Here is a 12,726-nt window from a genome sequence, read left to right as displayed (position 1 = left end):
TTGGCCAAATTGGTGCTCGTGGTGGATGACGAACAAAGCGTACGGGATGCATTGAGTGATATCCTAAGTGACAGTGGGTACCGGGTGGAATGCGCTTCCAACGGCAAAGAAGGGCTTGATTTAATTGAGCGCTTAAATCCGGATGCGGTGCTGCTGGATATCCGCATGCCGGAAATGGACGGCATCAAGGCCTTGGAAATTATCAACCAGCGCGGCCAGGATGTACCGGTTATACTAATTACAGCTTATGGGACTACTGAAACTACCATTGAGGCCATGAAGCTTGGCGCATTTGATTACGTAATGAAACCGCTGAAAATTAATGAACTTTTAGGAACACTGAAAAAAGCGGTGGAAGTACGTGAAATGCTGCAAAAGGCTGAGCACCGGGATCATAAAGCCAACCGGGTGAATAAAGATATCATGATCGGGCAATCTCCGGCAATGCAGAATATTTATAAAACCATTGGGAGAATTGCCAACAGCAACGCAACGGTATTGATCAGGGGGGAAAGCGGCACCGGCAAGGAGCTGGTAGCAAGGGCCATCCATTTTAACAGTGTGCGTAAGAATAAGAATTTTGTGAAAATTAATTGCGCCTCAATACCGGAAAACCTGTTGGAAAGTGAATTATTTGGCCATGAAAAGGGCGCTTTCACCGGGGCCGTGGCATCCAAGCAGGGAAAGTTTGAGCTGGCTCATCTGGGTACCATTTTCCTGGATGAAATTGGAGAAATGTCCCTCTCAACTCAGGCTAAACTGTTACGCGTCCTTCAGGAAAGGGAATTTGAACGGGTGGGTGGTACGGAAACCATCCGGGTTGATGTGCGTATTGTTGCCGCTACCAATAAGGATTTGGAAAGGTCCATTGATGAGGGAACTTTTCGGGAGGATCTGTTTTACCGCATCAATGTAGTTGATATTGTTCTTCCCCCGCTGAGGGACCGCAAGGAGGACATTCCCGCGCTGATTGACCATATTATTAAAACTTGCTGCCTGGAACACGGCAAGACAATTACGGGCTTTTCCGACGAGGCCATGAAACTTCTTGAAGCTTACGACTGGCCCGGTAACATCAGAGAACTGAAGAACGTTTGCGAGAGGGCGGTTTTAATGTCCAGCGGGCCGCTGTTAACAGTATCGGATTTGCCATTAAGTTTTAGGAAAAATGGCCGCCGCGTTGAATGGCTGGGTGAAATACAGGGTGATTCACTGAAAGAAATTGTTGCCGAAGTGGAAAGGGAAGTAATATTAAAAGCGCTGGAGGAAAATAACTGGAATCGCTCAGCTACAGCGCAGGCGCTTAAAATCAACAGAAGTTCATTGTACGCCAAAATGAAGGAACTGGGGATTATTGAATAATGGAGGTATTTCCATGCCGTACAGACTAACGGCGGAAAAAATTATGGTGCCGGTAGGGGAACTGCCGCTGGTTAGAGACAGGGATGTTGTGGCGGAAGTGGTGCGTGAGATGCGCAATTTTTTCCACCAGCGGGACGGTACCTGGTATGGTTTTCAAGCAGCCCTGGTACTGGACGGTAAGGATCGTTTGACCGGTATTTTAACAATTCGGGGGCTTTTAAGGGCTTTTAAACTCCAAGTAATTCAGGATCACCTTCTTAAAAGTGATGCCACCGGCTTGTTTTTTCTCAACAAATTTAATGAAAACATGGAAATAACCGTCAGGGATATTATGAGGCCGCTCAATTGGATTTCGGTTCAAAAAGACAGCAGTGTTTTTGAAGTAATCAGAAAAATGAACAATTATAAGATAGGCTTGCTCCCGGTATTGGACGGCGACCGGTTGGTTGGGGTAATTAGGACAATAGATGTGTTTTGGGTTATTGGTGAATTGTTGGATTGAATGGGGGCTGAAATACAATGCAGGTAAAAACAAAAACAGCCGCGGATATTATGGTGCCAATCAAAAGTTACGTTACCATTGACAAGGATGCAACTATATACGAAGCCATTATTGCTTTAAAAGGAGCCATGCATAGTGAGGGGAAGGCCTGGCACGGCCACCGAAGTGTATTGGTTTTGGGTGACGGCGGAAAGCTGGTGGGGATATTGACCATGAGCGGTTTGCTTCGGGCAGCCGGCCTGAAGGAGATTGACGAAGACCCGGAAATTAAAGCTGAATCATGGGGCTGGTATTATATAAACCAGCTGCGGGAAGAAACGAAAATGAGGGTGCGTGACTTCATGCGCCCTCTTGATCTCTATACTGTAGATGCATCAGTTACTGTTATGGATATTGCACTGGCTCTGCTGAAATACCAGGTAAACTCCTTACCCGTTATGAAGCAGGGTAAACCGGTGGGAATAGTAAGAGCTTTGGATGTTTTCATGGTTATCGATGAGTTTTTTCATTAATTTGGTTTAATAACTTTGTTAAGATAATTACCGGTTACCATTATAAATTTAGCCATTGCCTCTCCCAGCTGGCGGGCGATGGCTTCTTCTTCATATTCATTCAAATCAAATAGTATTTTAAACCGGTATTTACCAGTGGCTTCAATGGTTTGCCTTTCCCGTTCAATTTCCATACCAAGCTTTTTTTCCATGTTTGCCTTTTCAAAAAGCAATGGTAAAAATATATTGTTTTTGTTGCCGTCCATTATCAGCTCAACTGCAAGCAAGTTTTTACCGCTGTACTTGCCTTTGCGGGGAGATGTTTTACAGATACGGTAATAAATGCTGTCCAAGTTTTTGACCCTGATGCACCGGGAATTACTTCTGTTTCCAGGGACAATGGAAGAAACACAACCGGCATAAATGCCTTGATCAGCCAGCAAGGATTCAGCTTCTTTAACAATGCTGTCCAGCATTAAACCAAATTCCTTTTTAATGGCCCGGGATTTTTGTGGCTTTTTTGAATGATCCAATTTTCCTTTCAACCACTTTTCAAATAAATCCAGCGCCTTTCGGTTGTTGTCTCCGGGCATGACCTGTCTGATGAATAATTCTTTTCTCTGCTCAAAGGCAGACACAAAATCCCTTTCGGTCATAATTCTCCCCTTCCCCTGGCATAATAATTTAAACAATAATTACAGGTTTAAAGCAACCAACACAGCCACAGGTATCAGTGTAATCAACGATAAGACAATTAACTTGGGTTTGCCGGAACCGTTATTGTACTCATCCCGAACCATTTCAGCCCGGTGTAATTCTGCCTTATAAAAAGGTTCCTCCAGGTTTTGAACCATCCAGTTATGGATTTTGTTGCCGGTTGGCATACCGCGCGCCCCCTTATATTGGGGACATTCCCCGAAGGGGTGTGTCCCCTTTCCTTAAAATCCCCTTTACGATGTAACTTAATGTGCAAAGGGTATGCCAGCCTTACCGGAAGCTCAAAGGCGCAATAATTAAGGTTTTTTGCATTTGGGTAGAGCACGCAGTTGACCATAAATACACCATACCTGATGTGTTTTTGTACAACAGCCCGTTAAGCGCCAGTATTACTGGCTAAACGGCTGATAGATAGGCTGGCTGGTTTGGGTACGGGTTGCGCATTTTGTTCAAGTTAAGGGCAAACAAGTGCTGGATTTATTTACAAAATTTTATTATTTAATTTGTGAAGGTTAGGATTAGCTGAGGATGGACAATTTATACTTTGTGAAATTTTTACTTTCAAAAAATGATCATTCGCCGGAATAATATTTAGCTTTTTTGTGTGAAGAGTAAAATATATAACATAAAGGAATCAAAGGAGTGCGAAGAGGTATGGCATTAATGAGAAACTTCTTGAAATGGATGGAAAGAAATTTGGAAAAACCATTTGTTGAGATTGAATTGAGCCGGGCTGAACTGAACTGCGAGAGGAAAGGTAAAGCCGGGCAAACAAGCCGTAATACAAAAACAACTAAAATCATTCCCCTGAGGGCAACCAAATAGGGGAGTTTAAAATCTAAGCCCCGCCGTTAATTTAACAATAACGGCCGGGGTTTCGTTTTTTTTTAAAAATTGGGGACATACCTCCGAAGGAGGTGTGTCCCCTTTCCTCTAACGACATACCTCCGAAGGAGGTGTGTCCCCTTTCCTCTGTGTAAACCCGGGCAACGTTTTTGTTAACGGGGGGCTATACATTGATGCCTGCTTGCAGGCAGTTGTTGATGAGATGTACCCAAAAACCCTGATTTTATTGGGTTTCATGACCACTGGTCTTCCCCAAAAGTTTCAACTTTAACTGGCATTATTCTTGCTCAATAAATTATCATATTTTTTATAGCACCCGGGAGGTGGTTGTTAAGTAAATGTTATGTGGCTTTTGCAGTAAAAAGTCGAAAAATTCACTCAAAAGGTAAATGTGTAACAAAAGATTTACACTAAATATAGAATTGGAGTTGAGTAAACATGGCAGGTAAGGAATTAAAGGTGCTTGACCTGGAACTTAAAGAAAAAGAATCAGAAATTAAAAAGGGCGGAGCAAGGAAATACCACGAAAGTAACGCTAAAAAGGGCAAACTCTTTGCCAGGGAAAGGATCGAACTTTTACTGGATCCCGGGTCAATTATGGTGGAGGATGGCTTGTATGCCAACAATCTGGCGGACGGGCTGCCGGCAGACGGCGTTGTCACTGCGGTGGGTAAAATTCACGGCAGGACAGTGTGTTTAATGGCCAATGATTCTACAATTAAGGCGGGTTCCTGGGGCTGGCGCACAGTGGAGAAAATTATCCGGATCCAGGAAACGGCTATTAATTTGAAAGTGCCGATGCTTTACCTGGTTGACTCGGCCGGGGCCAGGATAACCGACCAGATAGAGATGTTTCCCGGGCGTCGCGGAGCCGGCAGAATATTCTACAATGAAGTAAAAATGTCCGGCATGATTCCACAGATTTGTTTGCTGTTTGGCCCCTCAGCGGCGGGTGGGGCGTATATTCCCGCTTTTTGCGACGTTGTGTTTATGGTGGATGGCAATGCCAGCATGTATTTAGGCTCGCCCAGAATGGCGGAAATGGTGATTTTCGAAAAGGTTACACTGGAAGAAATGGGCGGGGCCCGGATGCACTGCACTGTCAGCGGGTGTGGGGATCTACTGGCGGCAACGGAACAAGAGGCCATTGAAGCCTGCCGCCGTTACCTGACTTACATGCCCCAGAATTATCAAGAAAAGACGCCTCTGGTGGATGCGCGGCCCCCGGTTGGGGGGCGGGATATAGAAGAAATTGTGCCCGCTGAGGAGAATACCCCCTTTGATATGTACGAGGTAATTCATAGGCTGGTAGACAGGGGCAGTTGGTTTGAAATAAAGAAACTGTTTGCTCCCGAATTGATTACGGGGCTGGCCCGCATTGACGGGCGTGTGGTTGGCATACTGGCCAACCAGTCCATGGAAAAAGGCGGCGTACTATTTGTGGATTCGGCAGATAAAGCTGCCAAGTTTATGAATTTATGTGATGCATTTAATATACCTTTGTTGTTCCTGATGGATGTGCCAGGTTTTATGATCGGGTCAGCCGTTGAACGCCAGGGTATCATCCGCCACGGGGCGAAAATGATTTCGGCCATGTCGCAGGCTACTGTGCCCAAGGTCTCAGTGGTGGTTCGCAAAGCATACGGAGCCGGTCTTTATGCCATGTGTGGACCGGCCTTTGAACCGGACTGCTGCATGGCGCTGCCCACGGCAATGATTGCGGTGATGGGACCCCAGGCGGCGGTGAATGCTGTATATGAAAATAAGATTATGGCTCTGCCGCCGGAGGAACGGCCTGCATTTGTCCAGCAAAAACGCGAGGAATATGCCAAAGATGTAGATATCTATCGCCTGTCTTCGGAACTGGTAGTGGATCATATAGTGAGTGGAGCCGAATTGCGGGATGAGTTAATCCGCAGATTTGCCCTCTATGAATCTAAAGATAAGCAGTTTGTCGAGCGCAAACACCCCGTGTACCCCGTTTAGAGGAAAGGGGACACACCTCCTTCGGAGGAATGTCCCCAACGTATGAATGTCTCCAACTTATAGAAGGGACGTGGTATTAATGCAATATGAAAATATCAAGCTGACCAGGGACGGGCACATTGCTGTTATGGCGTTTAACCGCCCCCAGGCCATGAACGCCATCAGCACCCAAACAGCCGGGGAGATCCTGGCCGCATTGGAGGAGCTGGAACTGGACGATGAAGTTTTTGCCGCTGTGTTTACTGCTGAGGGGGACAAGGCCTTCTGTGTGGGAGCCGATTTAAAGGAAAGAAAGAACATGACACGTGAGGAAATGAAGAAACAGCGGGCCTTATTCGTCAAGGCTTTTACCGCGGTGGCCGAGTTTCCCAAACCTTTGGTGGCTGCTGTTAACGGGTTTGCCCTGGGCGGGGGCTGTGAATTTGCCCTTTGCTGTGACTTTATCATTGCATCGGAACAGGCTGCCTTCGGGTTGCCGGAAGTGGGGCTGGCTATCATCCCGGGTGGGGGAGGCACCCAACTGCTGCCCCGGGTGATTGGCCGGAATAAAGCCAAGGAATTGATATTTACCGGCCGGCGCATCGGTGCCGGGGAGGCTTATGAGATCGGGTTGGTCAACCACGTTGTTCCCGCTGACAAACTGATGGAAAAAACCATGGAAATCATGCGGGAAATAACCAAGAACGGGCCGGTGGCGCTGCGGCAGGCCAAGCGGGCGATTAACCTGGGTGTGGAGCTGGAATTGCATACCGCCCTGGCGCTGGAGGCTGAATGTTATAATGTTTGTTTAACCACCGAGGATCGTGACGAAGGGTTGCTGGCATTTAATGAAAAACGCAAGCCGGTGTACAAGGGCAGATAACCAGACGGAAAAATAAATACGGGAGGTATAAGTATGTTTCAATTGAAGTACCCCAAAAAGGTTAGACTTGGTGAAATTACCGTCAGGGACGGTTTCCAGCATGAGGAGTTTACCATTCCCACCCGGGCCAAATTGTGGGTATTGGAAGAGCTGATTCTGGCCGGCTTTAAAGAAGTTGAAGTTACTAATTTGGGTAACCCCAGAGGGATGCCCCAGTTTGCCGACGCTGAAGAACTGTTTAAAATGCTGTATAATTCAAAAAGGATTAAGGAAAAACTGCCGGAAACAGAACTGACAGCAATAACCATCCGGGAAAAGGCTGTGGACCGCGCCATTGAATTAAAGCAAAAAGGCTATGGCCCCACCCGTATTTTGCAGATGGTGTCAACCTCGCCTTCGCATATGTATAAAAACTCCGGGCTTGATCACAAGGGTTATTGGAAAATGACCGAAGAGTGCATAAAGAAGGCCCATGACGCGGGTATTAAGGTCAATGGCACCGTTAGTACCATTTGGGGCTGCCCCATAGAAGGACCGACAGAATTGAAAAAGGCCGTGGAATTCACCAAAAGATACCTGGATTTAGGCGCGGATGACATAGAACACGCTGATCACGACGGCTCTGCCCCGCCCAATAAAGTATACGAGTATTTTTCGATGATCCTCGATGCTTTGCCCGACCCCAATTTACACGTGGCTCACTTTCATGTGACCAGGGGTTGGGGTCTGGCCAATGTTCTGGCTGCACTTCAAGCGGGTATTATCCGCTTTGAAAGCACAATGGGCGGCACCGGCGGGCAACCGGCCAATTTTGTTGACGGTACTCCTGTTGCCGGAACAGGATCCTATTATTACCAAGACCCCAATATAGTCGGGCTGGTGTCCACCGAGGACATGGTGGTAATGATGGATGAAATGGGCATTGACACAGGGGTTGACGTTGACAGGGTGCTGGAAATAGGACGGACGATGGAAAAAATTCTTAACCGCAGATTGCGCAGTGAGTGTATCAGGACCGGTCGCATTCCCAAGGAAGCTACCGGGTTCTAATAAAATAGCGCCGGGGGTTTATATGCGTTGGCCGGATAAAATTTTAATCAGGGAAGTAGGTCCCAGGGACGGGCTGCAAAATGAGAAAGCAATATTGTCCACGGATAAAAAAATTGCTTTAATCAATGATTTAATTGAGGCAGGGGTTGTAGCCATAGAGGCTACTTCCTTTGTCCACCCCGGGACAGTGCCGCAGTTGGGTGACGCGGAAAAATTGCTTGAAGGATTGACCGAACCGGGACCTGAGGTGATAATAAGTGCCCTGGTGGGCAATGTCAGAGGTATGGAGCGGGCTTTGGCCATGACGCACACGCATCTTCGTGAAGTTGTAGTGGTGGTGTCGGCCAGCGAGGCTCATAACCGTGCCAATTTAAACCGTTCCATAGATGAGTCAATGGAAGGCTTAGATAAAATTTGCCGCATGGCGGCAGGAGAGATTAACGTTCGTGGGGCAGTAGCCACGGCTTTCGGCTGTCCTTACCAGGGTAAAATAAGATTTGATGAAGTTAACAGGGTTGTTGATGGTATGCTGAATGCAGGCATAAGGGAGATCACCCTGGCTGACACGGCGGGGATGGGCAATCCCCGGCAGGTATATGAGCTTGTAACAGAATTAAAAGGAAACCACCCCGGTGTAACATGGTCTTTGCACCTGCATGACACTCGTAGAATGGGTATGGCCAACACTGTTATGGGGATACTTGCGGGAATTTCGGTACTTGAAAGTTCGGTGGGCGGGCTGGGAGGCTGCCCGTTTATACCGGGAGCTACCGGCAATATAGCAACAGGGGAGACAATAAAACTTCTGCATGAGATGGGTATTGATACGGGTATTGACCTGGAACGGATCAACCGGTGTACCCGAAATATCAGGACCTGTCTGGACAACTAAAATTATTGGACATTGCCTCCCCACGGCCTGTAAGGTAATACAGGTTGCGGGGCCGGCCTCTCTTACTGGCGCAACCGTAATAAATATCAAAACCTGCGTTGCCTGTTTCAACCAGATACTGCAGGTAACGGTGAACAGTGGGGTAAGCCAGGCTCACTTGCCGGCAGATGTCCTCGATGGCCAGTGTGCTGCCGGTGGTTTTCAGGCAATTTACGATAAGTTTAAGGGTAGCGTTATTAATACCCTTATCTATAAACACTTCCTTTTGTCCCCTTACCGATTCTTTTAGTAATATGCCGATTCTAATATTTACATTGATTCTGCTGATTAAGTCCGGTGCTTTGATTGGTTTAAGAGCAAAATCCGTTGCTCCCGCGTCCAGGAAGGCGTCGGCAATTTGCTGTCTTTCGTCCACGGTTAACACTAACACCGGAACTGTCTCGTCAGTTCCGCGGATCGCTTTGACCGTAGCCAGCCCGTCCATTTTGGGCATGTGATAGTCAACCAGGATAATGTCCGGTTTTTTTTCCGTGAACAATACCAGTCCTTCCTGGCCATCAGGCGCGGATGTTGCGTCCAGCCCGGCCTGTGAACATATCTCCGTTATGGTGAAGCGGATATCCTCATCGTCATCAATAACCAGAACTAACTTTTTTTCCCGAGCCAATCGTCTTCCCCCCGTAACCTGATGTTAAAGGTGGTCCCAATCCCGGATGCGCTTGAAACCTCGATTTCTCCTCCGTGATCCTCAACGACTTTTTTTACGAAGGATAACCCCAGTCCGGAAGTATTTTTGGTGCTGAAGCCAGTGATCCAAATTTTGTTCAAATTTTCCGTGGATATCCCTACCCCGTTGTCAATAACTGAAAAACATGTTTCTTCCGACATGTCCCTGGTTATTATTCTGATTTTTCCTTGCTTAACGTCCCTGGTAGCTTCTAAAGCGTTTTCAACCAGGTTGATCATCGCCCGGGCAAACCTAATCCGGTTGACCTTGATGATTCTGTCAGGGTTTTCAACGTTAAATTCAAGCTGCTGCTCCATTTTTTCAGGGACAAGTTGCGCCCTTACATAATTAATTAGATCGGATATGGTTATTTCCCTTTTTATGTTCTCATATAGTATTTCGGAAATCATTTCATTCATGTTTTGAACAGAACGGTCAATTCGATGAAAATATTGCCGGTTTTTGGCATCCTGCCCGTATTTCATCTCCAGCAACGAGCAAAGACCGTTGATAGTGGTCAGCGGCGTTTTTAAATCGTGCACCAGTGAGTGCATCTCTTGAAGAGACCTTGCCTGAACCAGCTGCAGCCGGTATTGCTGCAGCTGGTTTTCCCGCTGTTTGTCTTTTTCCATATGTTTTAATTCTTTATAGTGGTTATTGATTAAAAAAGAAGTTATAAAGGCTATGGCAACCAGCGGGATAAAAAAAGACATACTGATAAAATCCATTACCGCTGCCGATTGAAGAAAGGTGGCAGCCAGTTTCATGCTCACAGCCACCTCGTCTTTTCCCACACCTATCGCTCCCAATGAGGGGGACAGGTCCAGCCAGTAACACCCTAGAAGAAGCTGTGCGGTGGTGGTGCACCTGTGAATAACCCAGAGTTTTTTATGGCCCGGGGTGGCGGTAAAAAATAAAAAGCAGGTCATAATCAGCGGAACGTATAGACCGGGGTGGTTTTCGGTCAGCAATAATACCAGGTAATAAATGGAGGCAATAATCATCAGGTTAACGGCAAATTCCGCATACCTGTTAATTTTATCCGGGAACAGCTTGTTTACCGCTTCGTTGCTAATAATCAGGCTGCCCATCAGCAGAGGTAAAGCTGCTGCTGTTTTGATCAGGGAGTAAAGACCTGCTGCCAGTACCAACAGGCTGCTGTTCATATTGATAATACTGGCCTCTATTTTATCAATAACCAGAAAAAGCCATGGTTCTAAAAGAAAAATCATGGCAACAGAGAAAAATATTAATAAAAGGCCGCTGAGCGGGCTGAACAGGTTTTTCCCCGTCATATTTTCACCTGCTACCGGAAAGCTGAGTTAAGGGGTGGTTTCAGGTAAAGAATGCCCGGCGATACGGTAAAAGGGGTTCCCCTTTCCGCCGCTATTCTGCTGAACAGTTTGTCGAAATCACTTTCCTTGACCACCACAAGGTAATTAGCCTGAGCTGCAAATTCATTAATCAAAATATCATCTTTGGAATTACGGCGGTTTTTGCCTCCCAGGTGTATTACAATTACAGCGCATCCTTTTTGCCGTGCTGCAGATATTAGGCCCTGGACCCGCTTGATTTCATCATCCATGCTCAGGCCAACCTTATGCAGGCCCGTATCGCTATAACCAAGGACTAAAACCAGGCTTTCATACCACTGGGTTAAATCTTCACCTGTGGCTGCGCGGCGGAAGGAGTGGGAAATGTTTAATTCCCGAAGCATCTCGGACACGATTAACCCGTCCGTGCTTTGGCCCACCGGAGTAACCAGGGCTCGTTTCTTGGCAATGGGGTATGGAAGATGCGGCACTGTCCAGGCTGCTTGACTTCCAAATTGGCGCGCCGGCCCCGGGAGAAAAAGGGCTATGGATATTGTTATCACCATGCATAAAGATAAAATTAACTTTCGCAAATGATTCGTCCTCTCTTCTGTTGGCGCCGCTTTAGTTCCCCTACACCCCTTTATCATCCTCTGCTGGTGCCGCTTACTCCTGGAATCCACCGGATCGTCTTGCCTATGTCAGCTATTTTTCATCTTAATTTTAGGCACCGCGCCAGCGGCATGGGGCTACAGTTATCAATGATTCGTTGCCCGTCTCAAAAAACCTCCCCCTTTTGTGTTGTTCCAAATAATGTCTTGGCAATGAACTGTCATTGTGAGTTGCTTTTCGGCAGGTATTGTCATTACGAGCGCAGCGAAGCAATCTCAGCTTGGTATTGCCACGTCGTTTCACTCCCCGCAAGACAGGCCTCCGAAGCGGAAAAGGGACACACCTTCTTCGTATGGATGTCCCCAATTTATGGCCCGATGTAGATTTCTATAGTGAAATAAAACACAGCGTGAGCTGTGTTTGAGGGGGATAATTATTATTTTACCGGCAGCTAATTGGTGTTTCTAAGACGGGGATCCAGTGCGTCCCGCAGGCCGTCGCCCAGCAGGTTGAACCCCAAAACCGTAAAAAGTATTGCTATGCCGGGGAACATAATCACCCAGGGAGCAATATGCATTACGTCCTTCCCTTTATTCAACATGATGCCCCATTCCGGTTTGGGCGGCTGGGCCCCAAGACCAAGAAAACTCAATCCGGCTGCATCTAAAATGGCAGTCCCAATACCCAGTGTGGCCTGCACAATCAGGGGGGCCAGGCAATTGGGCAGCACGTGTTTCATGATAATTCTGAGGCTGTTGCAGCCACTGACTTTGGCTGCTTCGATGTACTCCATTTCTTTTACTGAGAGAACCGCGCCCCGTACCACCCTGGCATAGATAGGTATACCCACTATGCCTATGGCAATCATGGCATTATTAAGGCCGGGCCCCAGCATGGCCGTTATAGCTATGGCCAGCAAGATGTAAGGAAAAGCCATTACGATATCGATAGCCCGCATGATGATCATGTCCGGCTTGCCCCCGAAATAGCCCGATATTGCCCCCAGGAAAGTTCCAAAAATTAAAGAAATGCCAACTGCCAGTATTCCAACCTGAATGGAAATACGAGAGCCGTAAATGATTCTGCTCAATATATCCCGCCCCAGCTCGTCGGTCCCCAGAAAATGTGTGGCCGAAGGAGCTTGCAGCCTGCTGGGCAGGTCCGGGGCGACGGGGTCGTACGGCGCTATAAGCGGAGCCAGAAGGGCGGTTAATAACAGCAGGCAAACAATTATAAGACCAAAGATGGCTGTTTTTTGGCGTAGCAGACGCTGTATGCCTTCCATCCAGGGAGCCCTGATTGCCGGTTCCATAGCCATGCCGGCGGCCTCTGTTGTCACTTTCATATCTTGTGCCGTCATGTTTAA

The 12,726-nt window shown here is 47.3% G+C and carries 14 protein-coding genes; 8 read left to right on the top strand and 6 right to left on the bottom strand.

Features of this window, described 5'->3' with window-relative positions:
* From H569_RS0107530 to H569_RS0107520, 3 genes are read left to right on the top strand one after another with little or no spacing between them, the layout of a single operon-like run.
* Positions 1–1,362: a sigma-54-dependent transcriptional regulator gene (locus tag H569_RS0107530; protein ID WP_027364501.1), complete on the top strand. Its 1,362-nt coding sequence runs from the start codon at positions 1–3 to the stop codon at positions 1,360–1,362.
* Between the two features lie 13 nt (positions 1,363–1,375).
* Positions 1,376–1,864, top strand: a complete 489-nt coding sequence (locus tag H569_RS0107525) for a CBS domain-containing protein (RefSeq protein WP_027364500.1) — start codon at positions 1,376–1,378, stop codon at positions 1,862–1,864.
* Between the two features lie 17 nt (positions 1,865–1,881).
* Complete coding sequence (locus H569_RS0107520; RefSeq protein ID WP_027364499.1) at positions 1,882–2,376, top strand: CBS domain-containing protein; 495 nt, start codon at positions 1,882–1,884, stop codon at positions 2,374–2,376.
* Here the strand turns inward: H569_RS0107520 and H569_RS0107515 are convergent.
* Together H569_RS0107515 and H569_RS0107510 are read right to left on the bottom strand one after the other, a co-directional pair.
* On the bottom strand, positions 2,373–3,011 hold the full coding sequence (locus H569_RS0107515; protein ID WP_027364498.1) for a hypothetical protein: 639 nt from the start codon (positions 3,009–3,011) through the stop codon (positions 2,373–2,375). The genes H569_RS0107520 and H569_RS0107515 overlap by 4 nt on opposite strands.
* 39 nt (positions 3,012–3,050) lie before the next feature.
* The gene (locus H569_RS0107510; protein WP_027364497.1) at positions 3,051–3,239 is read right to left on the bottom strand and encodes a hypothetical protein; all 189 of its coding nucleotides are present in this window, start codon (positions 3,237–3,239) and stop codon (positions 3,051–3,053) included.
* A gap of 487 nt (positions 3,240–3,726) precedes the next feature.
* On the opposite strand from H569_RS0107510, the gene H569_RS22465 reads away from it, so the two are divergent.
* The 5 genes from H569_RS22465 to H569_RS19585 all read left to right on the top strand — a co-directional run bounded on the left by H569_RS22465 (position 3,727) and on the right by H569_RS19585 (position 8,708).
* Complete coding sequence (locus H569_RS22465) at positions 3,727–3,897, top strand: hypothetical protein (RefSeq protein WP_157833483.1); 171 nt, start codon at positions 3,727–3,729, stop codon at positions 3,895–3,897.
* Between the two features lie 459 nt (positions 3,898–4,356).
* Positions 4,357–5,904 carry an acyl-CoA carboxylase subunit beta gene (locus H569_RS0107495; protein ID WP_027364496.1) on the top strand — a complete coding sequence of 516 codons (1,548 nt, stop codon included), beginning with the start codon at positions 4,357–4,359 and terminating at the stop codon, positions 5,902–5,904.
* Between the two features lie 79 nt (positions 5,905–5,983).
* Entirely contained in the window at positions 5,984–6,766 is a 783-nt protein-coding gene (locus tag H569_RS0107490; protein ID WP_027364495.1) for an enoyl-CoA hydratase-related protein, read from the top strand.
* Positions 6,767–6,799: 33 nt separating this feature from the next.
* Complete coding sequence (locus H569_RS0107485) at positions 6,800–7,816, top strand: beta/alpha barrel domain-containing protein (protein ID WP_027364494.1); 1,017 nt, start codon at positions 6,800–6,802, stop codon at positions 7,814–7,816.
* Positions 7,817–7,838: 22 nt separating this feature from the next.
* Complete coding sequence (locus H569_RS19585; RefSeq protein ID WP_051273421.1) at positions 7,839–8,708, top strand: hydroxymethylglutaryl-CoA lyase; 870 nt, start codon at positions 7,839–7,841, stop codon at positions 8,706–8,708.
* Here the strand turns inward: H569_RS19585 and H569_RS19580 are convergent.
* From H569_RS19580 to nikC, 4 genes are all read right to left on the bottom strand, one after another.
* Entirely contained in the window at positions 8,686–9,375 is a 690-nt protein-coding gene (locus H569_RS19580; RefSeq protein ID WP_051273419.1) for a response regulator, read from the bottom strand. The two genes, H569_RS19585 and H569_RS19580, sit on opposite strands and share 23 nt — an antisense overlap.
* A complete protein-coding gene (locus H569_RS0107470) occupies positions 9,354–10,730 on the bottom strand; it encodes a HAMP domain-containing sensor histidine kinase (RefSeq protein ID WP_027364493.1) in 1,377 nt (458 codons plus the stop codon). Before H569_RS0107470 ends, H569_RS19580 begins: the two co-directional genes overlap by 22 nt.
* A gap of 11 nt (positions 10,731–10,741) precedes the next feature.
* Positions 10,742–11,341: a DUF6305 family protein gene (locus H569_RS0107465; protein ID WP_027364492.1), complete on the bottom strand. Its 600-nt coding sequence runs from the start codon at positions 11,339–11,341 to the stop codon at positions 10,742–10,744.
* A gap of 470 nt (positions 11,342–11,811) precedes the next feature.
* On the bottom strand, positions 11,812–12,720 hold the full coding sequence (gene nikC / locus H569_RS0107460) for a nickel transporter permease (RefSeq protein WP_207637530.1): 909 nt from the start codon (positions 12,718–12,720) through the stop codon (positions 11,812–11,814).
* Between the last annotated feature and the right edge of the window lie 6 nt (positions 12,721–12,726).

Source organism: Desulfotruncus alcoholivorax DSM 16058, assembly GCF_000430885.1.
Taxonomy (GTDB): Bacteria; Bacillota; Desulfotomaculia; order Desulfotomaculales; family Desulfallaceae; genus Desulfotruncus; species Desulfotruncus alcoholivorax.
Note: the sequence above shows the minus strand (reverse complement) of the source record. Positions and strands in the feature narration are given on the sequence as shown.